This is a genomic window from Mesorhizobium sp. BHbdii, assembly GCF_053848045.1.
On sequence record NZ_JBSPKX010000001.1, the window covers coordinates 1,474,414 to 1,499,237 of the forward strand.

Here is a 24,824-nt window from a genome sequence, read left to right on the forward strand (position 1 = left end):
CAGTCTTCGTCCCTAATCTTTGAGCGATTTGCCGAGCCGGCCTGCCAGATCCTGGGTGAATTGCCAGGCAACGCGGCCCGAACGGCTGCCGCGCGTCGTCGCCCATTCCAGCGCCTCGGCGCGCAGCGTCTCGGGATCGATGGCAAGGCCGTGGTGGCGGACATAGCCGTCGACCATGCCGAGATACTCGTCCTGCGAGCATTTGTGGAAGCCGAGCCAGAGGCCGAAACGGTCGGACAGCGAGACTTTTTCCTCGACCGCCTCTGACGGGTTGATGGCGGTCGAGCGCTCATTGTCGATCATGTCGCGCGGCAGTAGGTGCCGCCGGTTTGAAGTGGCGTAGAAGATAACATTGGGCGGGCGGCCCTCAACCCCGCCTTCCAGCGCCGCCTTCAGCGACTTGTAGGAGGTGTCGTCGTGGTCGAAGGAGAGATCGTCGCAAAACAGGATGAACCGGTAAGGTGCTGCCTTCAGCAAATTCATCAGCTTCGGCAGCGTGTCGATGTCCTCGCGATGGATCTCGATGAGCTTGAGCGGCAGGTCCAGCTTTGCCGAGGCATTGACCGCCGCATGCACGGCCTTGACCAGCGAGGACTTGCCCATGCCGCGTGCGCCCCACAACAGCACGTTGTTGGCTGCGTAACCGGAGGCGAAGCGCTCGGTGTTGTCGACCAGTATGTCGCGGACGCGGTCGACGCCGCGGATCAGGCCGATGTCGACGCGGTTGACCTTGAGCACCGGCTCCAGATAGCCGGGATCAGCCTGCCAGACGAAGCAATCGGCCTCGCCGAGGTCGGTTTCCGGCACCGGCGGCGGGGCGAGGCGGGCGACCGCCTCGATCAGACGGTCTAGCTTCTTGTTCAGGGCTTCAATGGTGCTGTCGCTCATTTCTTGTCTTTTTGTTTTTGCATTCAGGAGTGTGACAACGGAACCTATCTGATTCCGGCGGTTTCGGACCGGCTCCAAGCTTTTGTTAGAGCATGATCTTTTCCGAAAGCGCGCTCCATTTTTTGGGATCATGCTCTAACACGGCTCAACCAGCCGGAAAAGCAGCTGAAATGCCTGGCCGCAGTTGCATTGGTAACTTTACCGACTATATTCCGGCCAAATTTCACGGGCCGCCAAATTTCCCCAGGACGGTTTGGCGGCTGTTTTTCAAAATTCAGGAGTACCTCGATGTTCGTGACACCGGCATATGCCCAAGGCGTCGGCACCTCCCCGGATATGTTCATCAGCATTTTGCCGTTTGTTCTGATTTTCGTGATCATGTATTTTCTGATCATCCGGCCGCAGCGCACGCAGTTGAAGAAGCGCGGCGAGATGCTGGCGGCGGTTCGTCGCGGCGACACGGTCATCACTGGCGGCGGTTTCGTCGGCAAGGTGACCAAGGTGATCGACGACAACGAGCTCGAGATCGATCTCGGCGGTGGCACCAAGGTAACGGCGCTGCGCTCGACGATCGCCGATGTGCGCGTCAAGGGCGAGCCGGTGGCGAACCAAAACGCCAAGAAATAACCGAAATTTCTGGCGGAGCGATCCGCGGATACGCCCCCTGACGGACGACGCCATTTGCTGTATTTCTCGCGCTTCAAGATGACTCTGATCTGGGTAGCCGTGGCGATCGCAGGGGTTCTTGGTGCGCCCAGTCTTTTCGCCGCCAGTCCGCTCGCCAAGCAGCAGCCCGACTGGATGCCAAAACTCGAAAGGGCAATCGGCCTTGATCAACAGGGCGGTTCGCACATCCTGCTCAGCTTGGATCTGGACGATTTGATCGAGGGCAGGCTGGAGACGACACGCGATGAAATCAGGTCACTGCTGAAGAAAGCCCGATGGCAGCACCAAAGTGACTGACCCGTGCTCTATAATTGCAGGTGCGGACCAACGGCGAGCCGCTGGCGAACCAGAACGCCAAGAAATAACCCGATTCCAGGCGGAACGATCCGCCAGAATGCCCTGACGGACGACGCCATATGCTTTATTTCTCGCGCTTCAAGATGATCCTGATCTGGCTGGCCGTGGCCGCCACAGTAGTCCTCGCCGCGCCCAATCTTTTCTCTGCCAGTACGCTGGCCCAGCTTCCTAACTGGGTGCCGAAGCGCCAGATGACGCTTGGCCTCGATCTGCAGGGCGGCTCGCATATCCTGCTCAGGATGGATCCGAACGATCTGACCAAGGATCGGCTGGAGACGACGCGCGACCAAATCAGGACACTGCTGCGCGACGCCAAGATCGGCTACACCGGTCTTGCCGGATCAGGCCGGACCGTGCAGGTCCGCATCACCGATCCCGGTCAGGTCGATGCCGCCAAGTCGGCGCTGAAGACATTGACCGATCCGGTGGCCGCCGGCCTGTTCAGCGGCGGCTCCGTCCAGGAGATGTCGCTGGATGATTCCGAGCCTGGCCTGCTCAAATTCACCGTCACCGATGCCGGCATCAAATACCGGACGTCGACGGCGCTGGCGCAGTCGCTCGAGGTCGTCGAGCGCCGCGTCAACGAACTCGGCACTACCGAGCCGATCGTGCAACGCCAAGGCGACGACCGCATTCTGGTCCAGGTGCCGGGCCTGCAGGATCCGCAAAGGCTGAAGGACATTCTTGGCCAGACCGCCAAGCTGACCTTCCAGATGGTCGACCAATCCATGCCGGTGCAGGACGCGCTCAACGGCCGTCCGCCGGCGGGATCCTCGGTTCTGTATTCGCAGGATGATCCGCCGGTTCCGTATCTGATCGAGAACCGTGTCATCGTTTCGGGCGAAAACCTCGTCGATGCGCAGGCGACGTACAATTCCCAGACCAACGAGCCGGTGGTTTCGTTCACCTTCGATTCCAAGGGAGCGGCGCGTTTCGGCCAGGCCACCTCGCAGAATGTCGGCAAGCTGTTTGCAATCATCCTCGACAATCAGGTGATTTCGGCGCCGCAGATCCGCGAACCGATCCTTGGCGGCAGCGGCCAGATCTCGGGCAACTTCACCGCCGAGAGCGCCAACGACCTCGCCGTGCTGTTGCGTGCCGGCGCGCTGCCGGCGACGCTGACGGTGATCGAAGAGCGCACGGTAGGCCCTGGGCTCGGCGAGGATTCCATTCACGCCGGCAAGGTCGCCGGCGTGATCGGCTCCATCCTCGTCGTCGTATTCATGTTCGTGGCCTATGGCTTCCTCGGCTTCATTGCCAACATCGCGCTGGCGGTGCATGTGGCGATGATCATCGCGTTGTTGTCGTTGCTTGGCGCGACACTGACATTGCCGGGCATCGCCGGTATCGTCCTGACCATCGGCATGGCGGTCGATTCAAACGTTCTCATTTACGAGCGCATTCGCGAGGAGCGGCGAAACGGTCGCTCGGTGATCCAGGCGATCGATACGGGCTTTTCGAAAGCGCTGGCGACCATCGTCGATTCGAACGTCACCTCGCTGATCGCGACCGTGGTGCTGTTCTGGCTCGGCACCGGACCGGTGAAGGGCTTTGCCGTAACCTTCGCCATCGGCATTCTGACCACCGTCTTCACCGCGTTCACGTTCACCCGGCTGCTGGTGTCGATCTGGCTTCGCCGCGCCCGCCCGAAGGAGTTACCGCGCGCGCCGGTGACCTTCGTCCCGTCGGGCACGAGAATTCCGTTCATGGGCATCCGCCGCTGGACATTCGCGCTGTCCAGCGTGCTGTCCATCCTGGCGGTCGTGCTGTTCATGACTGTCGACATCAATTACGGCATCGACTTCAAGGGCGGTTCGCTGATCGAGGTGCAGGCCAAGGATGGCACCGCCGATATTGCCGACATCCGCAGCAGGCTTTCGGAACTCAACATCGGCGAAGTGCAGGTGCAGCAGTTCGGCGACCCGAACGACGTCTTGATTCGCGTCGGCACGCAGGAGGGCGGCGAGAACGCCGAACAGACCGTCATCGACAAGGTGCGCGGCGAGTTGCAGGACCATTACGACTTCCGCCGCGTCGAGGTGGTGGGGCCAACGGTTTCCGGCGAGCTCGCTAAGCAAGGCACCATCGCCATGCTGATCGCACTACTCGGAATCCTGATCTATGTCTGGTTCCGCTTCGAATGGCAGTTCGCGGTCGGCGCCATCATCGCCACGGTCCACGATGTGGTCATGACGATCGGCTTCTTCGTCATCACCGGTCTCGAATTCAACCAGTCGTCGCTTGCGGCGATACTCACCATCATCGGCTATTCGCTCAATGACACGATCGTCGTCTATGACCGTGTTCGCGAAGACCTCCGAAAATACAAGAAAATGCCGCTGCCGCAGTTGTTGAACAACGCCATCAACGAGACGCTGTCCAGAACGACGCTGACCTCGGTGACGACGATGCTAGCGCTGCTGGCGCTGGTGCTGTTCGGCGGCGAGGTGATCCGCTCGTTCACGCTGGCGATGCTGTTCGGCGTCGTCTTCGGAACCTATTCGTCGATCTTTATCGCCGCCCCGCTGCTCATCCTGTTCAAGCTGCGGCCACAGGCCGCGACGGCCGACGAGGAGAAGCCGGTGAGCGGCGGCAAAGCCGTGGCAACCTGACGGGCGGCCCACGGGATGACCAAAGGCATCGTCATCCGTGAAGCGCATTTCCCCGGCCGTGCCCCGATCGAGGCCTACGGCAATGGTGGGTTTCGTTTCGCCGACATGTCGCATCGCGGCTCGCTCCTGTGCCTGCCGTCGGGCATCTACGGTTGGAAGCCGGCCGATCCCCTGGCACTGACGACGGCGGATTTCGCCAAGCTGCTCAACGAGGCTGACAAGGTCGAGATCCTGCTGGTCGGCGCCGGCAAGGATCTCAGGCCGTTGCCGGCGGCGCTGCGTGCTGCGCTGAAGGCGGTGGGCATTGCGGCCGATCCGATGTCGACCGGTGCTGCCGTGCGGACCTACAATGTTCTTCTGGCGGAAAACCGTGCGGTGGCTGCCGCACTGATCGCCGTCGAGTGACGTGAGCGAAAACGCCAAAATCGTCATGGAAACGGTGCGAGCCGCCGACCATGACCGCTATGTTTCCGCGCTCTATGCGCCCGAGGACAAGCGTGACGCGCTTTTTTCGCTCTATGCCTTCAATGCCGAAATATCAGGCATTCGTGACCGTATCCGCGAGGCGCTGCCGGGCGAGGTGCGGCTGCAATGGTGGCGCGATGTCATCGCAGCCGAGGACGCCGGGGTAGGCACCGGCCATCCGGTTGCGGACACGTTGACGGCCACGATTTCCGCCCACCGCCTGCCGAAATCTGCCTTCGAGAACATGCTCGAAGCGCGTATTTTCGATCTCTATGACGACCCTATGCCGTCGCGGACCGATCTGGAAGGCTATTGCGGCGAGACCGGAGCGGCGCTCATCCAGCTTGCAGCGATGGTGCTTGATCCCGTCGAAGCACCACGGTTTGCCGAACTTGCGGGCAGAGCAGGTTGTGCACAAGCGATGACCGGCCTTTTGCTACTGCTGCCGCTGCATCGCAAGCGTGGGCAATGCTTTGTCCCGGCCGACATTCTGGCTGCGGCAGGGTCGTCGCCCGAGGAGTTCGTTGCGGGCGAAGGTGGGCCTGGAGCGCAACGCGCTGTCGCCGCGATGATTGCACTAGCGCAGGAGCATTTGTCTGCTTTCGAGAAGGGTGCATCGGCCCTGCCAGTTTCGCTGCGACCGGCATTTTTGCCGCTGGCCTTGTCGAGCGCCTATCTCGGCAAGATGGAAGGTTCTCCTCATTCACCTCTGAACGGCGAGGCGCAGCTCTCGGCCTGGCGCCGCCATTGGCTGCTCTTGCGTCGCGCAACGCGAGGCTGGCCGGGCATCTGAAGGCTGACACGAACTCCGTAACTGCTACTCCGCTGCTTCCGCCCGCGAAGGCGATCCCAGCCATTCGCGGCAGTCGGCCAGCGCGCGTGACGTCAGCGCACGCCGCTTGGCGACGGTCTTATCCTTGCCGCGCAGGCGCTTTCCCTCGGCTTTCGGCGCTTCCACAGGGGGAAACAGGCCGAAATTGATGTTCATCGGCTGGAAGGAGCGCTTTCCCGGCTCGTCGTCGGAAACGATGTGACCGCCGGTGATATGGTTGAGCAGCGCGCCAAAGGCTGTGGTCATCGGCGGCAGCGCCGGCGCGTGGCCCAGCCGCTCGGCGGCGGCAAAGCGCCCGGCAAGCAGGCCGATGGCCGCACTTTCGACATAGCCTTCGCAGCCGGTGATCTGGCCGGCGAAGCGCAGGCCGGGCCGCGATTTCAACTGCAGCGAATGGTCAAGCAGCGTCGGCGAATTGATATAGGTGTTGCGGTGCAGGCCGCCGAGGCGAGCGAACTCGGCGTTTTCGAGGCCCGGGATGGTGCGGAACACGCGCGCCTGCTCGGCGTGCTTCAGCTTGGTCTGGAAGCCGACCATGTTGTAGAGCGTGCCCAGCGCATTGTCCTGGCGAAGTTGCACGACGGCATAGGCCTTCACCGATGGATTGTGCGCATTTGTCAGCCCCATCGGCTTCATCGGCCCATGACGCAGCGTCTCGACGCCGCGCTCGGCCATGATCTCGACCGGCAGGCAGCCGTCGAAATATGGCGTGCCTTCCCATTGCTTGAATTCGGTTTTCTGACCGTCGACAAGTGCCCGCACGAAGGCAAGGTACTGCTCCTTATCCATCGGGCAGTTGATGTAGTCCTTGCCGGTGCCGCCAGGCCCGACCTTGTCGTAACGTGACTGGAACCAGCAAACGTCCATGTCGATCGTGTCGAAATGGACGATCGGCGCGATGGCATCGAAGAAGGCGAGCGCATCGGCGCCGGTCACTTCCGCGATCGATTCGGCGAGCGACGGTGCGGTCAGCGGGCCGGTGGCGATGATCGCCTGGTCCCAATTCGCCGGCGGCAGGCCGGGCACTTCCTCGCGCTGGATGGTGATGAGTGGGTGCGCTTCGAGCTTTTTGGTCACCGCTTCGGAAAATCCGTCGCGGTCGACGGCAAGCGCACCACCGGCGGGCACCTGGTTGGCATCGCCAGCGCTCATGATCAGCGAACCGGCCAGCCGCATTTCGGCGTGCAGCAGACCGACGGCGTTGGTTTGCGCATCGTCGGAACGGAAGGAATTGGAACAGACGAGCTCGGCCAGTCCACCCGTCTTGTGCGCATCGGTGCCGCGGACGGGACGCATTTCATGCAGAACAACGGGAACGCCGGCTTCGGCCGCCTGCCAAGCGGCTTCTGAGCCGGCGAGACCGCCGCCGATGACGTGAATGGGATTCTTGTTCATGAGCGCCGAAATAATCCCTTGTAGCTGCGATTGCAATTGCATGAGTTCGTCGCACTGTTGGCGCCAAGTGCTGCAATCGTCTACTGTCGGAGAATGGACGGGAGTCTCGGGAACTTTGCCAGAGCGACCTTTTTAACAGTCGTGATCGCCATGGGCGGATCAGCGGCCGCCGGCGAACTGGCCGCGACGGCTTCCAAGCGGATCCCCATATGCCATGGCTATAGTTGCAACTATCGCACGATGCTGGCGCTTGGCCCCGGTGACGGCGCGCGTTTCCGCTCTATCCTGCGTGCGGGTGCGGATTCGCCCCAAGCCGAGCGCTCCGCTATTTCGAAGGCTGTCCGCTATTTCGAGCAGCGCATCTTCCGGGCCATCGGCATTCGCGATCTGCCGCAGTCGGAATTCGGTGCATCGCGCATCAGGGGCCAGATGGATTGTGTCGACGAATCGACCAATACGCATGCTCTGCTGGTCTATCTTGCCGAGCGAAAATTGCTCAGGTTTCACAAGGTCGAGGACAAGGCCTCGCGGGGCCTGTTTGTCGACGGGCGCTATCCCCATTGGACGGCGGTGATCAGCGACCGCGGGGGCACCGAATGGGTGGTGGATTCCTGGTATGCGCCGATGGGCGGCGCACCGGACATTTTTCCGCTGAGCCAGTGGAAGATACGGGGCGTGCTGGAAAGCGGTGCGCTGGACTGACGACAGTCCCCCGCCAAAACGGCTCTCGGACTGCTTCGACTCTGAAAACAACAACACCCGCCGGGGGAGGAGGTCCGGCGGGTGTCGTTTTGCTGGCCGATCCTCGGGAGGAGGTGAAGATCGACCGTATTCGTCATCGCCGGGGAGGAGGTCGGCTTTGACGAAATTCCTTTCGCCTGATGAAGGGGGCGAAACCCCTGAAGACGAAATTCGTTTCGCCCTGGGACGAAGTTTGTTTCGCCTTGGGGAAACAACGCCCGCCGCGGGAGGAGGTGCGGCGGGCGCCGTTTTTGTGGTCAAACCCTCGGGAGGAGGTGAAGGCTGACCGTATTCGTCAGGGTTGGGGAGGAGGTCAACCCTGGCGAAATTCCTTGGCTAGATCGCCTTGCGGGCGATGCTCTTGATCTCTTCGCGGACGATGCCGAGGTCATGCAGCTGGCGGTTCGAAAGGCGACCCAGCTCGGTAACCGTCGAGCGATAGACGCGCCAGTTACGATAGTTGCGGATCAGGTTCATTGTCGTTCTCTTTTCAAGTCAAACTGGTTCGGACCATTTGCGGTCCGAAGAGGATTAGACCGCCTTGCGGGCGACGTAGTGGATGTCGCTGCGGCTGATGCCGAGGTCGGTCAGTTCGCGGTTGCTCAGGCGGCTCAGCTCGGAAACGGTGTCCCGGTAGCGGCGCCAGTTGCGGTAATTGCGGATCAGGTTCATGGTATTTCTCGTTTCGTCTTTCTTTCGGATCATTCCGTCTTTGTGTACGACCTGAAGATAGGTGGGGTCATATCGATTTAAAAGCGCTTTTGGTGCATAGCAGCAATGCAAACTGTGCAATGCACCATCACTGCCAAATCACGTCTTCGACACAGATTAACCCGAATCGGAAAATGCCGTAGCGTCAACGGTTTGGCCGGATCGGCTGAAAAAAAGGCCAAGCTGGGGGAGAAAGGCATGGCGAGCTATTCGTCACGCGTCAGGACCGATATCGCACGATGGCTGCAGGTTGGCCTGATCGATGCCTCGACGGCCGACGCGCTGACGCGCGACGTCGAGGCCAATGAGCGCAAATCACTGAGCTTCGGCTCGATCCTGGCGATGATTGCGGCGCTGCTTTTTGGTGCGGCCGTCCTGATCTTCGTCGCTGCCAATTGGCAGGCCATCCCGCGGCTGGCGCGGGTGGCAGCGCTCTTTGCCATCATCTTCGCCGGCTATGTCGGCGGCGCCGTGCTGAAGACACGCGACCATGCTGCAATGGGCGAGGCACTCTGGATCGTCGCCGCGGCGGCTTTCGGCGGATCGATCGCGCTCATCGGCCAGATGTATCATTTGTCCGGCGACGAGGCATCGGCCTTGATCACCTGGGGCGCTGGCACGGCCTTGGCTGCGGTTGCGCTGCGCTCGAACCCGTTGACAGTCGCTGCTGTCGGCATTGCCGATGCCTGGCTGTTCCTGAAGGGTTTCGATTATTTTAGTCGCGCGGAATTTCCGCATCTTTTCGTCGTCATGGCGAGCGTGTTGTTCGCCATTTCGTTCTGGAGCCGCAGCCAGGCGGCGCGCCACCTGATCATCCTGTCGGTCATCTTCTATCTCGTGCTGTTGTTTACGGAATACGAAACACTGCAGGTCGCTGTGCCGCTCGTCGTCGTGTCGGTGCTGCTTTTCTCGGCTGCGATCTTCGCTGCCGAGCCCGTCGACTGGATACTGCAGCTGGGCGGTCGTCTGCCCTTGCACGCGCTGGTCGGATTTCTCACCGGCCTGGCGATGATCCAGTTCGAATTAGCCGATTTAAGCAGCTATAACAGCGGCTTTGCCATTGCCTCGGCCGTTGCGCTTGCCGGCATTGTCGCGGCAATCGTGCTGGGCGGACGCGACAGCAGGGGCTTGCGCTGGGTTGCCTATGCCGGCTTCGCCTTCGAACTCGCCATCATCTATGTGGTGATGTTGCAGTCGATGGTCGACACGGCAGGCTTCTTCCTGGCGGCAGCTGTGCTTCTCGGCATCCTTGCCTTTGTCATCCTCCGCGTGGAAAAGCGCATGAGGGCCCCGAGCGTGGAAGGAGCGGCATGATGACCGGTAAACGGCTGATCATTTCGGCGGTGGTGCTGGCGCTCGTCCAGATCGGCTTCCTGAGCTGGATCATCGCTGGTCGGGCGGCGATCCTGCGCGACGGCAAGCAAGTGCTGCTTAGGGTCGAACCGATCGATCCGCGCGATCTGCTGCGCGGCGACTTCATTCGCCTTGGCTACGATATTTCGCGCATACCGGTGAAGCTGATCGCCAACATTCCAGCCGGCAAGCTCACGAGCGATGACACGCCAATCGTCGTCAGGCTGAAGCAGGGCGCCGACGGCTATTGGCAGGCGACAGCGGCCTGGTTCGGGCACGCGCCGGCGCCGGCAGCATCCGACGAAACCGATATCGTCGGGCATGTGTCCGCGGGGTGGGATCTCAGCGCAGCCACCACCATCGCGCCGGATTACGGCATTGAACGTTTCTACCTGCCGGAAGGCGAGGGAATAGCGATCCAGGACGATATGCGGGTGCGGCCGTTCGGCGTCCGCGTCGCAATCGCAGCCGATGGCGCCGCGCAGATCAAGGCGCTGATGGACGGCGACAAGACGCTGTTCGAGGAACCACTTTATTAGAATTGGCCCGGATAGAATTGGGAAAGCGTGGCCGCTCGGACAGCATCAAACATGACAACTATCCTGACGACACGAGAAGACATAAATCTCAGCTCCATTTTCCGCGTCGCCTGGAAGAAAGACACGGTGCAAATCAGCGGCAAGGCCTTGCAGCGCATCGCAGAGTGTCGCGCGTCGTTCCTGCGTCTTATTGAAACCGACCCTGTACCGATCATCTATGGCGTAACCACCGCTGTGGGAGAACTGGCGAGCAGGCGGCTCGAACTTGGCGAGCGGGGTCGCCATGCGCGCATCAAGGCGTTCGCAGCCGCCACATCATTCGGCGAGCCTTTGCCAGATCGCGTGGTGAGGGCGATCGTGCTCGCCCGTCTGACGAATTTCCTCGAAGGAAATGCCGCGACTACACCGCGTATGGCGCTCGCCGTCGCCGCGATGCTGGACGGCGGACCCATGCCCATGGTGCCATCCTCCGGCCAGGGCGGCGCCGGTGAAATCCTCGCTCTTTATCCGCTCTTTGCAGAGCTTTCGACGCGCTTCGACCTGGAAATCAAGGAACGGGGATCCCTGATCAATGGCTCGCCCTGCGCTGCCGCACTCGTGGCCGATGCCGCCTTGGCGGCTCGCCGCCGCATTCGCCTTGCCGAAAAAGTCTTTGCGCTTTCGATCGAGGCGTTTCGCGCGCCGCTCGAACATTACGATCCGGCGCTCGACGCGCTTTGGGGCGATGAACACGAAGCAGCGGCCCTGCGGGGATTGAGGGAGTTTCTTGCCAGTGCCGGCACCGGGCGCCGCAATTATCAGGCGCCGGTCAGCTATCGCATCGTTCCTCGCATCCTGGGGCAGGCGCATCGCGCGCTGGCGTCGGCAGAGCGGGCGGCTACTCTGTCGCTCGGTTCGGTATCGGACAACCCGGTCTACATCCCGCCTGACGACGGGCACCCGCTCGGGCGCTGCATCAGCACGGGCGGCTATCACAATGCCATGGCAACACCCGCCCTGGATGATCTGGCAGCGATATGGGCCGATATCTGCCTCTTATGCGACCGCCACGCCTCGAAGCTTTTGAACGGCAAGGTGTCGCTCCTGCCCGATCTGCTTTTGACGGGGCGGGACTGGAGTGACAGCGATGGTCACGGCAATGTCGGCTATGTGCCGATGGCGATCACGGGCTATCTGGAGCAGGCTAAACTCGCGGCGCAGCGCACCTTCATCCCGGGAACGGAATCGGCCGGCGCCGGCCAGGACGATGTAGCGACGACGGTGTTCCTCGCCTGGACGAAGGAAGCACGCGCCGGCCGCTGCCTCGATGCCGCAATGGCGATGCTGGCGGTGATCGCCTCGCAGGCGCTGCACGTAACCGAGCGTGTGGCGCCTCCGGCGCTTCAGTCGTTCGTCGCGGATATCAGAAGCATCGTGCCGCCGGTCGGCAACGATCGCGTGCTGGGACCTGAACTTGCGAATTTGACCGAGTGGTTCACGCGCCAGGTCTTTGAGCAGTAAGCGGCCTGGAGTTTCACGATGCCCAAATGGCGGCTAAGACCAGAACGGCCCGAGGATGAACACGGCCATTAGGGCAACAAAAAGCACAGCGATGATCACGGCGCCCCACTTGAAGACCTTTCCGGTGCCGCGTTTCTCTTCCTCGCGAGATAGGTCTTTCGCCATCGCACGGATCCTTTTGTGAAGGTCGATGACTTAGCAACGTGTTTTGCCGAGGCTGGTTCCCGCCAGTCATCTTGAGCAGGATCAGCTTTCGCAAGGGCCAGCGTTCCCCGGCTTTCTGGCGAAAAACTTGGTGCGGATGAAGGGACTCGAACCCCCACGCCTTTCGGCACTGGAACCTAAATCCAGGGCGTCTACCAATTCCGCCACATCCGCATTGCCCGGCAATCCCATGTAGCCATCATTCTGTCAATGTCGCGTTCAAAATAGAGGCCATTCGCCGGCGCATGATCCCGAAAATCGATTTTCGGAAAGGATCACGCGCCAAAATCAAGGTGCTACAGGGTCCTTTGCGCGTCCAAGAGGACGCGCGGCGCTGTATACGCGAAGATGGTTGAAAATTAGCCTCGCCTGTGACAAAAGGCGTGTCGAATGTGACGGGATGCGACGATCCGCTTCTGCAGAATGTGATAAGAAGTAGGAAAAACAAAGACTTATTCACATTTTGGAGCGTATTTCTGAAGGATTTGAGCCGCGTTGGGCGGACAGATCGCCAAGTCCCGCACCAAAAGCCATTCCCGGCAAGATAATACCGGCAGGCTGTAACGGCAGGAGCCGTTTGGCTGCCTCATTGGTGGAAACAAAGGTTCTATGATGCAGGTCACCGAAACGCTCAACTCCGGTCTCAAGCGCGAGATCAAGATCACCGTGCCGGCGGGTGACATGGAAGCCAAGCTGATGGCGCGGCTTTCCGATGCCAGGAACAAGGTCCGTATCAACGGCTTCCGCCCCGGCAAGGTGCCGGTGCAGCACCTGCGCAAGGTCTACGGCAAGTCGTTCATGGCCGAGGTGGTCAACGAGATCCTCAACGATTCGACCCGTTCAATCATTACCGGGCGCGGCGAAAAGGCCGCCATGCAGCCTGAAGTGATCATGACCGAGGACGAGAAGGAGGCCGAGAAGATCCTGGCCGGCGGCGCAGACTTCGAGTTCCGCCTGAACTACGAGATCATTCCGCCGATCGAGATCAAGGATTTCTCCGACATCAAGGTGACGCGTCAGGTGTTCGACGTGCCTGACACCGAAATCGACGAGCAGGTCCGGCGTGTCGCCGAATCGGCGCGTACCTACGAGCCGAAGACCGGCAAGGCCGCAGAAGGCGACCGTGTGACAATCGACTATGTCGGCAAGATCGACGGCGAAGCCTTCAGCGGCGGCGCCGGCACGGACCAGCCGCTGGTGCTCGGCTCCAAGGAATTCATTCCCGGCTTCGAGGATCAACTCATCGGCAGCAAGGCCGGCGACGAGACGCAGGTCACTGTCACGTTCCCGGAAAACTACCAGGCGGCGCATCTTGCCGGCAAGGAAGCCACCTTCGACGTTACCGTCAAGGAAGTGTCCAAGCCCGGTGCGTTGGAAATCAACGACGAAACGGCCAAGAATCTCGGCCTGGAGTCGCTGGAGCGCCTGCGTGAGGTGGTGCGCGGCCAGATCGAAAACCAGTTCGGTTCGATGACGCGCCAGAAGATCAAGCGCCAGCTGCTCGACCAGCTCGATGCCGCCTACTCGTTCGAGGCGCCGTCGAAGCTCGTCGAGGCCGAGTTCAACAACATCTGGAACCAGGTCAACCGCGATTTGGAAGCCGCCGGCCGCACCTTTGCCGACGAGGAGACGACGGAAGAAGAGGCACGCGCCGAATATATGCGGCTTGCCGAGCGCCGTGTGCGTCTCGGCCTGGTTCTCGCCGAAATCGGCGAGAAGGCCGGCGTGACGGTGTCGGACGACGAATTGCAGCGTGGCCTGTTCGAGCAGGTGCGCCGCTATCCGGCCAACCAGCAGCAGGAAGCCTTCGAATTCTACCGCAGCAATCCCGAAGCGCTGAACACGCTGCGCGCGCCGATGTTCGAGGAGAAGGTGGTCGATCATCTGCTCGGCCAGATCTCCGTCACCGACGTTAAGGTCAGCAAGGAAGAGTTGATGGCCGACGACGAGGACACCGAGACGGCCAACGCGAAGCCGGCGAAGAAAGCCGCCGCGAAGAAGGCCGACACCAAGCAGGCCGACGATACGGAAGAGCCCAAGAAAAAGGCCGCGCCGAAGAAGAAAGCCGCCAAAGACGCCGAATAACACGGCATTCTGCGAATTGTGAAAGGCCGCCCACGAGGCGGCCTTTTCGTTGCCGCCGACGTCGTAAGGCCGCCGCCCTAGTCGCGAGGCAATTGACTGACGAGGATCCGCATCACGGTCACTCGCTTGGGCAGTTCAATGAGAAACTCTTCGTCACGCGGCAGGTGGTGGATCTTGTGCGGGTCGCCGCCGGTGAAGCTCGCCATGGCTTCGACGTCTGGCCAGTACGAGATGGTCACGAACTCCGTTTCTTCTTCGCGATCTTCGCGAAACAATTGCAAGCCAAGTGCCTTCTCCTGAAGCGGCGGAATGCCTTCGCGGCGTAGATAGGGCTCGTAGGCGTCTGCCAGATCACGGCGTGTCCTTCCCCGCCAGATCCGGGCAATTGTGGCGTTGTCGGTCATGAAGTGCTCCTCTGTGCGGGCGATTAATGCAGGACCTCGCCGAGAAACCGTCGCACCAGCGGCAGGGCGACCTCGAAATGGGTCTCCAGCAGCCAGTGTCCGGCGTCGTTCAGCAAATGCAGCTCGGCCTCGGGGAGATCGCGCAGATAGGCGCGCGCTGCCGGCTCGGGCATGTATTCGTCCTTCGGTCCCCAAAGGATCATTGCCGGCGGCCGCTGCTCGCGCAGGTATCCCTGGTAACGAGGGAACCAGTCGAGATTAGCCTTGAGCTTCTCCATCAGTCCGACTGAAAGCGCACGGCGCACAGGCGTATCCATCAGCGGCCAATGCAATTTCCACAGATCGGGCGGGACACGTCGAGCGACGTCGTCATCGACTTCGCCTACGAACTCGGCGCGAAAGCCGTCCTCGCTCACCGCGTTTTCGAGCGGCGCGCGGTTCGCTGGTGAAGGATCCCGCCAGAAACGTCGGATCGTTTCGTATTTGGGGCCAAGAGCATCCGCATAGATGTCGCCATTCTGGATGATGAGGGCCCTGATCCGCGATGGATGCGCTATGGCGTGCCGCAGGCCGATCTGCGAGCCGTAGTCGTGCAGCCACAGCGCGTAGCTGCCGAGCCCCAGCGCGTCGGTGAACCGCTCCAGAAAAGTCGCGTAAGCGTCAAAATCATAACCGAACCGTGGCGGATCTGGAGTTTCACTGTAGCCAAAGCCGGGGAAGTCTGGCGCAACTGTCCGCCACCGATCGGCGAGCGCCGGCATCAGCCGGCGATATTGGAAGGATGAGCAGGGATAACCATGCGGAAGCAGCAACACCGGCGCAGCTTCAGGGCCTGCCTCTCTGTAAAAGACCGTGTCGCCATCGATCGTGAGGGTGCCGTGGCGCACCTCCAGGACGCTCCCGTCGTTCATGGACGCTTCTCTGATCTTTGATCTTCCAGATGCTTAACCGTAGCTGGTCTAACGCCTTTATCCGGTATGCGTTCCGACCGCGCCCCGACGCCGCTCGAGCCGCCCGTCGCTTCGGGGGCAATCTGGCTGGTCGACTTCTTCTATCTGCCGGCCAGATTCTGTGGTATGTAGGTGCCGCAATCCATACGGGAGACGCGGAAATTCCGCGCTGTCGTGCAAGGGGCGCATGCCGTGTCGGCACGCGCAGATCGTCCAAGACAGATTTGGCGGTCGGGGAGGGAATGCCATGCGTGCAATCGCGTTTTTCGCTACCGTGTCCGTTGCGATCTTAGTCACGAGCCAATCGCAGGCGCAGGACGCCGCCGCGGGTGAAAAGGTCTTCACCAAATGCAAGGTCTGTCACGTCGTCGACAAGGATCAGAACAAGGTCGGTCCGTCGTTGAGCGGCGTCATTGGCCGGACGGCCGGCACGCATCCGGGATTCAAATATTCCAAAGCCATGACCGAGGCTGGCAAATCTGGCGTCAAATGGGATGAAGCCACGCTGACCAGCTACCTTCGCGATCCCAAGGCCATGGTCAAAGGCACGAAGATGGCGTTTGCCGGGCTCAAGAAGGATGAGGACCTCGCCAACGTCATCGCCTATCTGAAGCAATTCTCCAAATGACCCGGTTCTTCCGCCAGGAAGTAACCTGGCTCCTCCGCCGGCCGATGGGTCGACCAGATTGCCTGCCCCCATCGGGGGTCCACTGAAATGTCGGCTAGGGAAAGCGGCCTCAAGGATACCGGTGTCCGCATCTCGGAAGCGACGGTCAGCGATTTCTTCGCGCTTCTGAAACCACGCGTCATGGCGCTTGCTGTTTTTACCGCTTTCGTCGGGCTGATGGTGGCGCCCGGGGCGATGAATCCGGTCATCGCCGTGATTGCAATTGGTGCAATTGCGGTTGGAGCGGGAGCGGCCGGGGCACTCAACATGTGGTACGATGCCGATATTGATGCGCTGATGTCGCGGACATCAAAGCGGCCGGTCCCGTCAGGCCGGGTCATGCCAGGCGAAGCTCTCGGCTTTGGCCTGGTGCTTTCCGTGCTTTCGGTCATGACGCTCGGCGTGCTGGTGGGGTGGCTTGCCGCATCGCTGCTGGCCTTCACCATCTTCTTCTACGTCGTGATCTACACGATGTGGCTGAAACGCTCGACGCCGCAGAATATTGTCATAGGCGGCGCCGCGGGTGCCCTTCCTCCGGTGATCGGATGGGCGGCGGCCACCGGCGCCGTCGGGGCTGAAAGTCTCATCCTGTTTCTGATCATTTTCCTCTGGACGCCGCCGCATTTCTGGGCGCTAGCGCTGTTCAAGATCGGCGACTATGCTGCCGCCGGCATTCCCATGATGCCGAACGTGGCCGGCCAGGCTTCGACCAGAAAACAAATCTTCGTCTATTCACTGATCCTGGCACCAATCGGCGTGCTCCCTTGGGCTTTTGGATTCGCGAGCGGATTGTACGGGCTCGCTTCGGCCGCATTGGGCGCGGGTTTCATCTGGCATGCCTGGAAGCTTCTGATCGACAAAAGGTGGGTTGAAGGGTGGGAGATGAAACGCGCAAAGGCGCTGTTTGCCTATTCGATTTTCTATCTTTTCGCGATCTTTGCCGTGCTGCTTGCCGATACCATTGCAGTGCGTGTCGTCATGTCAGCCGGAAATTGACGGCATGACCTGCCTCGTGGCTGCATCGAATCCTGATTCTCGGATTGCTTGCCGGGTTGAGACGGCCAATCGGTGATTGCTGAACGAGGTCCGCCCCCGAACCTGCTCAAACCTTACGTTGGCACTGCGCAGAACCCCAGCAACAGCAGAATAACTACGCCAAGGCCGAGCATGAGAACGGTCTTTCCATCCATGACCTTCACCCTTCAACCCGGCTTGGAGAATATCGAAGAAAGGCCGTTAGAGCTAGCCGGATCACCGGAGCCGTCCCCTCAGACAAAGGGCGGCGACAAATCCCATGCAAGAGCGTATGTTGACCATGGTGCAGGTCGCGGTTTTGCGTGGCCAGTTACGCTGAACGGCAGCACCGTGGAATCGCGACCTTACCGGACCTGGTCTGGAGGAATGGTCATGGCAAGTTTTCACGTGATTGCAGGCGCCAGCGAGACGCTGGAGCACACCAGAATACGAAAGATCGGCGTTTCCGACCTTTTCGATGCGCTCAAGCGTGGCGTCGACGATTTTATGGTCAAACCGTCGCATATCGTTTTCCTCTGCCTGATCTATCCGCTTGTCGGCGTCGTGCTCGCTGTCTGGACGTCGGGCAACAATGCGCTGCCGCTGTTGTTTCCGCTGGTGTCAGGTTTTGCGCTGATCGGTCCATTCGCGGCGATCGGCCTGTATGAGATCAGCCGGAGGCGGGAAGCCGGGCTCGACGCCTCCTGGGGCCACGCTTTCGAGGTCAGGAATTCTCCGGCGCTGCCGGCCATCGCGGCCGTCGGGATAATGCTGCTTGCGATCTTCATCGCCTGGCTTTTAACCGCGCAGATATTTTACCAGCAGGTGTTCGGCCCGGCCCCGCCGGAATCACTCTCCAGCTTCATCGGTGAGATATTCGCCACCGGACGCGGCTGGACGCTGATTATCCTGGGCCACGCCATCGGCTTCGTCTTCGCCGCGGTCGTATTGTGCACCACGGTCGTCGCGTTCCCGTTGTTGCTCGACCGCGACGTCGGCGCCTATGAAGCCATCCACACCTCGGTGCGCGTGGTCCTGGCGAACCCGATCGTGATGGCAGTGTGGGGCCTGATCGTCGCCGTCGCCCTGATCATAGGCTCGCTGCCGGTGTTTGCCGGGTTGGCGGTCGTGCTGCCGATCCTCGGTCACGCCACCTGGCACGTCTATCGCAAAGTTGTGGAATCGCCGGCTTCCACCAAACCGGCGAGCTGAAAAATCCTGCCTTGCCGCACCGGCGAGCGCGCCGGTACGGCAAGAGCTGAGCCTTCAGTAAGCCGGGTAGCTAAAGCGGGCTTGGTGTGCGTCGCTGGTCAGGCTGCGGAAATCCTTGCCGCTGACATGCACGAGCGTCCTGTGGTCACCGCCCTCGAAATAGATGTCGGCGGCATTGCCGAGGCTTTCATCGAGGATCACCGGCACATCGTAGGCCGCGCCGATCGGCGGGATGGCGCCGGTGTCGCAATCCTCGAAGAGCGAAACCACCTCGTCTTCGGAGGCGAGTCCGATGCGCTGGTCCATGACGTCCTGCAACGTGCCGAGCTCGATCCTGTGCGTGCTGGGCACCACGGCCAGCGCATAGCCACCGTCGTGGTGAACGACCACCGATTTGGCCATTATGCTGCCGGGCACATGCGCCGCTATGGCGGACTGCCTGCTTGTCGACGTGCGGTGGTGCTCGACGGTGTCATAGGAAATTCCCTTCCCGTCGATAAAGTCCTTTAGTCTGTTTGCGATCGTCATCTTGAGCCTCCCTTGCTGGAGTCGCGACGCATGTGGAAACGAGGGCAGCAATCACTTCTGCCTCTGTCGTTTCGCGTACCAACAGAAATGGGCCAGCTGTCGATTGTTTCAAGGCAGACAGGAGCGGACCGCAAATAGCGCTTCCAGCTCTTGACGGGAGACGCCGTCGACACCCGTACTCGGATTGCGCGTCAGGGGCCGGCCCCAAAAAACACCGTCCGGGTGAGAAGCGTGTAATCCGATTCGAAGACCATCATTGTCACGAACACCAGCACCAGTATCGGCGGCAGGATGATCGCATAAGTCAGCGCCAGCCGTTCCCAAGCCATGTGCATGAAGACGGCGACGATCAGCCCGGCCTTGAGCATCATGAAGATCAGGATCAGCGACCATCTGAGATAGCCATGGATGCCGAAATAATCGACCATATAGGAGCAGGCGCTAAGGATGAACAGCCATGCCCAGACCACCAGATAGAGCTTGATCGGGTGCTCCTGATGAACCTCCGCAGGGGCGATGCCGGTCGCTGTCGGATCATGCGCTTGAGCTCCGTGCAGCGTATGCTGCCCCAGGCCGTTTGCGGTTATCTCAGCCATATCTGCCTCTCACCAAAGATAGAAGAATGCGAAAATGAACACCCAGACCAGGTCGACGAAATGCCAGTAGAGTCCCATGATCTCGACGTTCTCGTAGCGGCCCCTGCGGCTGGTGAAGAAACCGGGCCGTCCGGTGTCGTAATCTCCGCGCCAGACCTTTCGCGCCACGATGATCAGAAAGATCACCCCGAACGTCACATGGGTGCCGTGAAAGCCGGTGATCATGAAGAAGGATGACCCGAACTGCGCCGCACCCCACGGATTGCCCCAGGGCCGTACCCCTTCGGTGATCAGCTTGGTCCATTCGAACGCCTGCATGCCGACGAAGGTCGCGCCGAGTGCTGCGGTCAGAAGCATGAGGACCGCCGTCTTGCGACGGTCGCGGCGATAGCCAAAATTCACCGCCATGGCCATCGTTCCGCTGCTCGAGATCAGCACGAAGGTCATGATGGCGATGAGGATCAGTGGAATGTCCGAGCCGCCAATATGAAGGGCAAAGACCTCGCTCGGATTGGGCCACGGCACGCGGGTAGACATGCGCGCGGTCATGTAGGAGAGCAAGAAGCAACCGAAGATGAAGGTGTCGCTGAGCAGGAAGATCCACATCATGGCCTTGCCCCACGACACGTTCTTGAACGCGCGCTGATCGGAGGACCAATCGGCGGCGACGCCTTGCAAGCCCGCCGGCCGCGGCTGTGCTTGGCCAGTATGCGTCAGTGTCGTGTCTGCCATCCGTCCGGCCCTCCTAGGTCAGCAACTGTCGGCAAATCTCGATGAAAGTCGCGGCCCAGCCGGCCAGAAGCGCGAAAATGGCGAGCCAGACGAAAAGCAGGAAATGCCAGTACATGGCGCACAATTCGACGCTGAGGCGAAGCCGCTCCGGCCGTGCTCCGTTCCAGGCGCCGGCAGTTGTTCGGCTCAGACCCACCAGCCCTCCCAGGATGTGCAGGCCATGCATCCCGGTTATCAGGTAGAAAAAACTATTGGCCGGATTGGCGGTCAGCAAGTAGCCGTCGGCGGTCAGTTCCCGCCATGCCACAAGCTGTCCGATCAGGAAGGCAAGCGCGGTGAGCCCAGCCGTGACAAGGCCAAGCCTGACCGTGTCGATTTGGCCCCGGCGCGCAGCGACCGAGGCGCATTGCAGCGCGATGCTGCTCAGGACCAGCACACCGGTGTTGAACCAGAGTACGCGCGGTAGCGGCAGCGCCTGCCAGTCCGACAGCGCCATGCGCATGAAATAGGCGCTGGTGAAGAGTGCAAACAGGCAGCCGACGACGGCGAGGAAGACGCCGAGGCCGATCTTGGCGGTCGGCAGCGCCGATCCTTCCGGGCCGATAATGTCCCCGATCACACCTTGCTCGAGCCATGGCTTTCCCATCAGCCGCTGGTGGGAAAGCCACCATCCGGCAAAGCCGACGATCACGAGGAGGAAGACCAGAATGACGCTCATGCCGGCTCTCTTGAGGATCCGAAGGAGCCCGGCATGTTTTGCGGGATAAAATCCTCCTTGGCGCCCGGCACGCTATAGTCATAGGCCCAGCGATAGACGATCGGCAGTTCCTTGCCGAAATTGCCATGGGCGGGCGGTGTTTGCGGCGTCTGCCATTCGAGGGTCGTGGCGCGCCACGGATTGCCTCCGGCCTCGCGGCCATGGCGGATGCTCCAGATCAGATTGAACAGGAACACCATCTGGGCGAAGCCGACCATGAACGCCATGATGCTGATAAACGAGTTCAGGTGGTGGGCCGATTCCGTCATAACCGTCATGTCGGTCAGTTCGTTATAGCGCCGTGGCACCCCCATCAGGCCGATGTAGTGCATGGGAAAGAAAATCAGGTAGGCACCGAGGAAGGTGACCCAGAAATGGAACTGGCCCATTGCCTCGTTCAGCATCCGGCCAGTGACCTTCGGGTACCAGTGATAGATCGCCCCGAAGATCACCAGAATCGGAGCGACGCCCATGACCATATGGAAATGGGCAACAACGAACATCGTGTCCGACAGCGGAACGTCGACGACAACGTTGCCGAGAAACAGCCCGGTCAGCCCGCCATTGACGAAGGTGACGATGAAGGCCAGGGCAAAAAGCATCGGTATGGTGAGGTGGATGTCGCCGCGCCACAGCGTCAGCACCCAATTATAGACCTTGATTGCGGTCGGGACGGCAATGATCAATGTCGTGGTGGCGAAGAAGAAGCCGAAATAGGGATGCATGCCGCTGACGTACATATGGTGCGCCCAGACCACGAAGCTCAGCGCGCCGATGCCGACGATGGCCCAGACCATCATCCGGTAGCCGAAGATGTTCTTACGCGCATGGGTGCTGATCAGGTCGGATACGATGCCGAAGGCCGGGAGTGCCACGATGTAGACCTCGGGGTGGCCGAAGAACCAGAACAGATGCTGGAACAGGATTGGGCTGCCGCCGCCGTGCTGCAATTGTTCGCCCATCTCGACGATCGCCGGCATGAAGAAGCTGGTGCCGAGCGCACGGTCGAACAACATCATCACGCAGGCGACAAACAGCGCCGGGAAGGCGAGCAGCGCCATGACGGTCGCGGTGAAGATACCCCAGACAGTCAGCGGCAGGCGCATCAGCGTCATGCCGCGTGTACGGGCCTGCAGCACCGTCACGACATAGTTCAAGCCGCCCATCGTGAAGCCGATGATGAACAGGATCAGCGAGACGAGCATCAGCATGATGCCCCAGTCCTGGCCGCCTGGTGTGCCGGTCATGATGGCCTGCGGCGGGTAGAGCGTCCAGCCGGCACCCGTCGGTCCGCCGGGCGCAAAGAAGCTCGACACCAAAACCAGCACGGCGAGCAGGTAAATCCAGTAGCTCAGCATGTTGACATAGGGAAAGACCATGTCGCGAGCGCCGACCATCAGTGGGATCAGATAATTGCCGAAGCCACCAAGGAAGAGTGCCGTGAGCAGGTAGATCACCATGATCATGCCGTGCATGGTGATGAACTGGTAGTAGGCTTCCGGGGTGATGAAGTCGAACGTGCCGGGGAAGCCGAGCTGCAGCCGCATCAGCCAGGACAGCACCAGCGCCACCATGCCGATTGCCGTTGCCGTCGCCGAATACTGGATGGCGATGACCTTGGCGTCCTGCGAGAAGACGTATTTCGTCCACCAGCTGTGCGGATGGTAGAGTTCCATCTCCGCGACTTCGGCCGGCGGTACCGCATCTGCAGGTGTGATATCGACCATAGGAACACCTCCGTGCCCTTCTCGGCCAGGCTCGACAGTTTCGAGCCCTGCCGCAATTTCAATCCACGTCGCCGTCTTTCCCGGCGTCTACTCTGCCGAGCCCACCTGCTGGGGGGCCGACAATTGCGCAAAGGTCCGCTGTTCGCCGAGCCACGCCAGATAATCTTCCTGCGTGTCGACCATGACCACACCATGCATCAAAGGATGTCCCTGGCCGCAAAGTTCGGCGCACAGGACCTGGAAGGTTCCGGTCTTGGTCGGGGTGAACCAGAAATAGGTGACCGAGCCCGGGATCATGTCCATCTTGGCGCGGAATTCCGGCACGTAGAAATCATGCAGCACGTCGATCGAGCGGAGCAGCATCTTGACCGGCTTGCCGACCGGCAGGTGCAGATCGGCGGCTTCGACGACGACATCATCCTGGCCGTTGGCATCACTGGCGATGACGCCGAGCGGATTTTCAGCGCTGACGTTGCGGGTGTCGGATGTGCCGAGCTTGCCGTCCTTGCCGGGCAGGCGGAAACTCCATTGCCATTGCTGGCCGACGACTTCGACCACTGTTGCGTCGCTGGGGACGTTGACGAACCGGTTCCAGACGAACAGGCCGGGAACCAACATGGCCGTGACTCCGATTGCGGTGGCGATCGTCAGCCACCATTCGAGCCGCTTGTTCTCGGGTTCGTATGCCGCCTGATTCCCTTCCCGATGACGGAAGCGGAAGACGCAATAGGCCATGAATAGGACGACGGCGGCGAAGACGACGCCGGTGATCCAGAAGGTAATGATGATGGTGTTGTCGATATAATCCCAGTTCGAGGCAATCGGCGTCCACCACCATGGGCTCAGGAAGTGGAACAACACTGAGCCCACGACTACCAAAACGAGTACAAGCGCGATGGCCATATCCCGTTTCCCTCCCGGCATTCCAAGGGCGCGAAGCCGTCCCAGGAAATGCCAAGTGCATCATAGCTCGATTTCCCGTCGAAATTCTAGTGCGGTCTTCCGGTCAGCCGAAAACGCAATGGCGATGATGCGGAAGAACCCAAGAAGAAGAAGGCTGCAGCGAAGAAAAAGCTGCCAAGGGCGCCGAACAACACGGCATTGCGCCGAATTATGAAAGACCGCCCTCAATGCATCCTTTTTCATAGTCGCCTTAAAGCGACGTGCGTCCACTTGGACGCAGAAACTCTGAATGAATTTTCATTATCTACGAATCGTGCGTCCGAGAATCGATCCCGATTCTCGGGCCGATGCGATAAGCGACAGATTCGCGCCCAAGCAGCGGTTGGCGGCTGGCGATACGATGTTTTGATCATTATCTGCGCCGAGTTGCAAAGCGCAGGGTCGTTGGAGGGATCGTTGAGATTATTCGTCGGCATCGGAGGCGCGGTCGCCACGGCGTTCCTCTTCGCCTCGGTCTGCGGTATCGCCCAGGCCGACAGCGTCCTTGACAATTGGCGGTTCGACACCGGCAGCGATGGCCTGGTCACTGCCTCGCTCCATGCTACCAACAAGCTCATCACGGGCGGCGGCACCTTAAGCTACAGCCCGATCCTGACCATTGCCTGTCGGGCGAATGGCGAACCGCGCTGGAGCGAATGGCTGCAGTTGAACGATGCCGTCTCCGCCAGCCGGACCATCACCGTGTCGGTGACCGTCGACAAGGCCAGCAAGGTCAACGAAAGCTGGTCGGTCGGCGCGCGGGGGAGGAGGCTGGTTCGGGATGGTGCCGACGGGATCAGGCGATTGGTTTCCGCGGACCGGCTCCAGCTGTCCTGGCGGTTCGGGCTGCTGTCGGGGCGAGGCGAGGCCGATTTCGACCTTGCCGGGTTCAGCGAGGCGGTCGGCCAGATCGCCGGCACCTGCAACACCGAGTTGCCGTGATCGGA

Annotated in this window: 28 protein-coding genes and 1 tRNA gene; 15 read left to right on the forward strand and 14 right to left on the reverse strand. The window is 60.9% G+C overall.

What is annotated here, in order from left to right; all coding sequences use genetic code 11:
* Positions 1–12: 12 nt before the first annotated feature.
* Positions 13–888 carry an ATP-binding protein gene (locus ACWTU8_RS07160; RefSeq protein WP_455847570.1) on the reverse strand — a complete coding sequence of 292 codons (876 nt, stop codon included), beginning with the start codon at positions 886–888 and terminating at the stop codon, positions 13–15.
* 288 nt (positions 889–1,176) lie between these two features.
* On the opposite strand from ACWTU8_RS07160, the gene yajC reads away from it, so the two are divergent.
* The 5 genes from yajC (at position 1,177) to ACWTU8_RS07185 (ending at position 5,781) form a co-directional block, all read left to right on the forward strand.
* Positions 1,177–1,515, forward strand: a complete 339-nt coding sequence (yajC, locus tag ACWTU8_RS07165; RefSeq protein WP_065007771.1) for a preprotein translocase subunit YajC — start codon at positions 1,177–1,179, stop codon at positions 1,513–1,515.
* Positions 1,516–1,569: 54 nt separating this feature from the next.
* The gene (locus ACWTU8_RS07170; RefSeq protein ID WP_455847571.1) at positions 1,570–1,851 is read left to right on the forward strand and encodes a hypothetical protein; all 282 of its coding nucleotides are present in this window, start codon (positions 1,570–1,572) and stop codon (positions 1,849–1,851) included.
* A 119-nt stretch (positions 1,852–1,970) separates the two neighbouring features.
* Positions 1,971–4,523, forward strand: a complete 2,553-nt coding sequence (secDF, locus tag ACWTU8_RS07175) for a protein translocase subunit SecDF (RefSeq protein ID WP_455847572.1) — start codon at positions 1,971–1,973, stop codon at positions 4,521–4,523.
* Positions 4,524–4,538: 15 nt separating this feature from the next.
* Positions 4,539–4,928, forward strand: coding sequence for an Mth938-like domain-containing protein (locus ACWTU8_RS07180; protein WP_455847573.1), 390 nt, complete (start codon positions 4,539–4,541; stop codon positions 4,926–4,928).
* Between the two features lies 1 nt (position 4,929).
* Positions 4,930–5,781, forward strand: a complete 852-nt coding sequence (locus ACWTU8_RS07185; protein WP_455847574.1) for a phytoene/squalene synthase family protein — start codon at positions 4,930–4,932, stop codon at positions 5,779–5,781.
* A gap of 24 nt (positions 5,782–5,805) precedes the next feature.
* Here the strand turns inward: ACWTU8_RS07185 and trmFO are convergent, their stop codons facing one another.
* Positions 5,806–7,215, reverse strand: a complete 1,410-nt coding sequence (gene trmFO / locus ACWTU8_RS07190) for a methylenetetrahydrofolate--tRNA-(uracil(54)-C(5))-methyltransferase (FADH(2)-oxidizing) TrmFO (protein WP_455847575.1) — start codon at positions 7,213–7,215, stop codon at positions 5,806–5,808.
* 150 nt (positions 7,216–7,365) lie between these two features.
* On the opposite strand from trmFO, the gene ACWTU8_RS07195 reads away from it, so the two are divergent.
* Together ACWTU8_RS07195 and ACWTU8_RS07200 are read left to right on the forward strand one after the other, a co-directional pair.
* Entirely contained in the window at positions 7,366–7,917 is a 552-nt protein-coding gene (locus ACWTU8_RS07195) for a hypothetical protein (protein ID WP_455847576.1), read from the forward strand.
* 157 nt (positions 7,918–8,074) lie between these two features.
* Positions 8,075–8,242, forward strand: coding sequence for a hypothetical protein (locus ACWTU8_RS07200; protein WP_455847577.1), 168 nt, complete (start codon positions 8,075–8,077; stop codon positions 8,240–8,242).
* A 50-nt stretch (positions 8,243–8,292) separates the two neighbouring features.
* On the opposite strand, the gene ACWTU8_RS07205 is transcribed toward ACWTU8_RS07200, so the two are convergent.
* Both ACWTU8_RS07205 and ACWTU8_RS07210 read right to left on the reverse strand, forming a co-directional pair.
* Positions 8,293–8,433, reverse strand: a complete 141-nt coding sequence (locus tag ACWTU8_RS07205; RefSeq protein ID WP_023802557.1) for a DUF1127 domain-containing protein — start codon at positions 8,431–8,433, stop codon at positions 8,293–8,295.
* A gap of 54 nt (positions 8,434–8,487) precedes the next feature.
* Positions 8,488–8,628, reverse strand: coding sequence for a DUF1127 domain-containing protein (locus ACWTU8_RS07210; protein WP_006335194.1), 141 nt, complete (start codon positions 8,626–8,628; stop codon positions 8,488–8,490).
* A 237-nt stretch (positions 8,629–8,865) separates the two neighbouring features.
* On the opposite strand from ACWTU8_RS07210, the gene ACWTU8_RS07215 reads away from it, so the two are divergent.
* From ACWTU8_RS07215 to ACWTU8_RS07225, 3 genes are read left to right on the forward strand one after another with little or no spacing between them, the layout of a single operon-like run.
* The gene (locus ACWTU8_RS07215) at positions 8,866–9,981 is read left to right on the forward strand and encodes a DUF2157 domain-containing protein (protein WP_455847578.1); all 1,116 of its coding nucleotides are present in this window, start codon (positions 8,866–8,868) and stop codon (positions 9,979–9,981) included.
* Positions 9,978–10,559, forward strand: a complete 582-nt coding sequence (locus ACWTU8_RS07220) for a GDYXXLXY domain-containing protein (RefSeq protein ID WP_455847579.1) — start codon at positions 9,978–9,980, stop codon at positions 10,557–10,559. The genes ACWTU8_RS07215 and ACWTU8_RS07220 overlap by 4 nt, the downstream gene beginning before the upstream one ends.
* 51 nt (positions 10,560–10,610) lie before the next feature.
* Positions 10,611–12,059, forward strand: a complete 1,449-nt coding sequence (locus ACWTU8_RS07225; RefSeq protein WP_455847580.1) for an aromatic amino acid lyase — start codon at positions 10,611–10,613, stop codon at positions 12,057–12,059.
* Between the two features lie 33 nt (positions 12,060–12,092).
* Here ACWTU8_RS07225 and ACWTU8_RS07230 read toward each other — a convergent pair whose 3' ends face one another.
* Both ACWTU8_RS07230 and ACWTU8_RS07235 read right to left on the reverse strand, forming a co-directional pair.
* A complete protein-coding gene (locus ACWTU8_RS07230; protein ID WP_455847581.1) occupies positions 12,093–12,224 on the reverse strand; it encodes a hypothetical protein in 132 nt (43 codons plus the stop codon).
* A 128-nt stretch (positions 12,225–12,352) separates the two neighbouring features.
* A tRNA-Leu gene (locus ACWTU8_RS07235) sits at positions 12,353–12,437 on the reverse strand.
* Between the two features lie 438 nt (positions 12,438–12,875).
* Here ACWTU8_RS07235 and tig point away from each other — a divergent pair.
* Positions 12,876–14,348 (forward strand): trigger factor, encoded by a 1,473-nt coding sequence (gene tig / locus ACWTU8_RS07240; protein WP_455848405.1) that lies wholly within the window; start codon positions 12,876–12,878, stop codon positions 14,346–14,348.
* 77 nt (positions 14,349–14,425) lie between these two features.
* Here tig and ACWTU8_RS07245 read toward each other — a convergent pair whose 3' ends face one another.
* Positions 14,426–14,752, reverse strand: coding sequence for an antibiotic biosynthesis monooxygenase family protein (locus tag ACWTU8_RS07245; protein WP_287088406.1), 327 nt, complete (start codon positions 14,750–14,752; stop codon positions 14,426–14,428).
* 23 nt (positions 14,753–14,775) lie between these two features.
* Positions 14,776–15,663 (reverse strand): alpha/beta fold hydrolase, encoded by an 888-nt coding sequence (locus ACWTU8_RS07250; protein ID WP_455847582.1) that lies wholly within the window; start codon positions 15,661–15,663, stop codon positions 14,776–14,778.
* Positions 15,664–15,949: 286 nt separating this feature from the next.
* Here ACWTU8_RS07250 and ACWTU8_RS07255 point away from each other — a divergent pair, with 286 nt between their 5' ends.
* From ACWTU8_RS07255 to ACWTU8_RS07265, 3 genes are all read left to right on the forward strand, one after another.
* Entirely contained in the window at positions 15,950–16,330 is a 381-nt protein-coding gene (locus tag ACWTU8_RS07255; RefSeq protein WP_455847583.1) for a c-type cytochrome, read from the forward strand.
* An 87-nt stretch (positions 16,331–16,417) separates the two neighbouring features.
* Complete coding sequence (locus ACWTU8_RS07260) at positions 16,418–17,365, forward strand: heme o synthase (protein ID WP_455847584.1); 948 nt, start codon at positions 16,418–16,420, stop codon at positions 17,363–17,365.
* A gap of 411 nt (positions 17,366–17,776) precedes the next feature.
* Entirely contained in the window at positions 17,777–18,595 is an 819-nt protein-coding gene (locus ACWTU8_RS07265; RefSeq protein ID WP_455847585.1) for a DUF2189 domain-containing protein, read from the forward strand.
* 54 nt (positions 18,596–18,649) lie between these two features.
* Here the strand turns inward: ACWTU8_RS07265 and ACWTU8_RS07270 are convergent, their stop codons facing one another.
* From ACWTU8_RS07270 to coxB, 6 genes are all read right to left on the reverse strand, one after another.
* On the reverse strand, positions 18,650–19,123 hold the full coding sequence (locus ACWTU8_RS07270; protein WP_455847586.1) for an aminoacyl-tRNA deacylase: 474 nt from the start codon (positions 19,121–19,123) through the stop codon (positions 18,650–18,652).
* 191 nt (positions 19,124–19,314) lie between these two features.
* Positions 19,315–19,719, reverse strand: a complete 405-nt coding sequence (locus ACWTU8_RS07275) for a cytochrome C oxidase subunit IV family protein (protein WP_455847587.1) — start codon at positions 19,717–19,719, stop codon at positions 19,315–19,317.
* A gap of 9 nt (positions 19,720–19,728) precedes the next feature.
* Positions 19,729–20,451 (reverse strand): heme-copper oxidase subunit III family protein, encoded by a 723-nt coding sequence (locus ACWTU8_RS07280; protein ID WP_455847588.1) that lies wholly within the window; start codon positions 20,449–20,451, stop codon positions 19,729–19,731.
* A 13-nt stretch (positions 20,452–20,464) separates the two neighbouring features.
* Positions 20,465–21,169, reverse strand: a complete 705-nt coding sequence (locus tag ACWTU8_RS07285) for a cytochrome c oxidase subunit 3 (protein WP_455847589.1) — start codon at positions 21,167–21,169, stop codon at positions 20,465–20,467.
* The gene (gene ctaD, locus ACWTU8_RS07290) at positions 21,166–22,935 is read right to left on the reverse strand and encodes a cytochrome c oxidase subunit I (protein ID WP_455847590.1); all 1,770 of its coding nucleotides are present in this window, start codon (positions 22,933–22,935) and stop codon (positions 21,166–21,168) included. Before ctaD ends, ACWTU8_RS07285 begins: the two co-directional genes overlap by 4 nt.
* Positions 22,936–23,022: 87 nt before the next feature.
* Entirely contained in the window at positions 23,023–23,838 is an 816-nt protein-coding gene (coxB, locus tag ACWTU8_RS07295) for a cytochrome c oxidase subunit II (RefSeq protein ID WP_455847591.1), read from the reverse strand.
* 456 nt (positions 23,839–24,294) lie between these two features.
* Between coxB and ACWTU8_RS07300 the strand changes: the two genes are divergently transcribed.
* Complete coding sequence (locus ACWTU8_RS07300) at positions 24,295–24,819, forward strand: hypothetical protein (RefSeq protein WP_455847592.1); 525 nt, start codon at positions 24,295–24,297, stop codon at positions 24,817–24,819.
* The last annotated feature ends 5 nt before the right edge of the window (positions 24,820–24,824 follow it).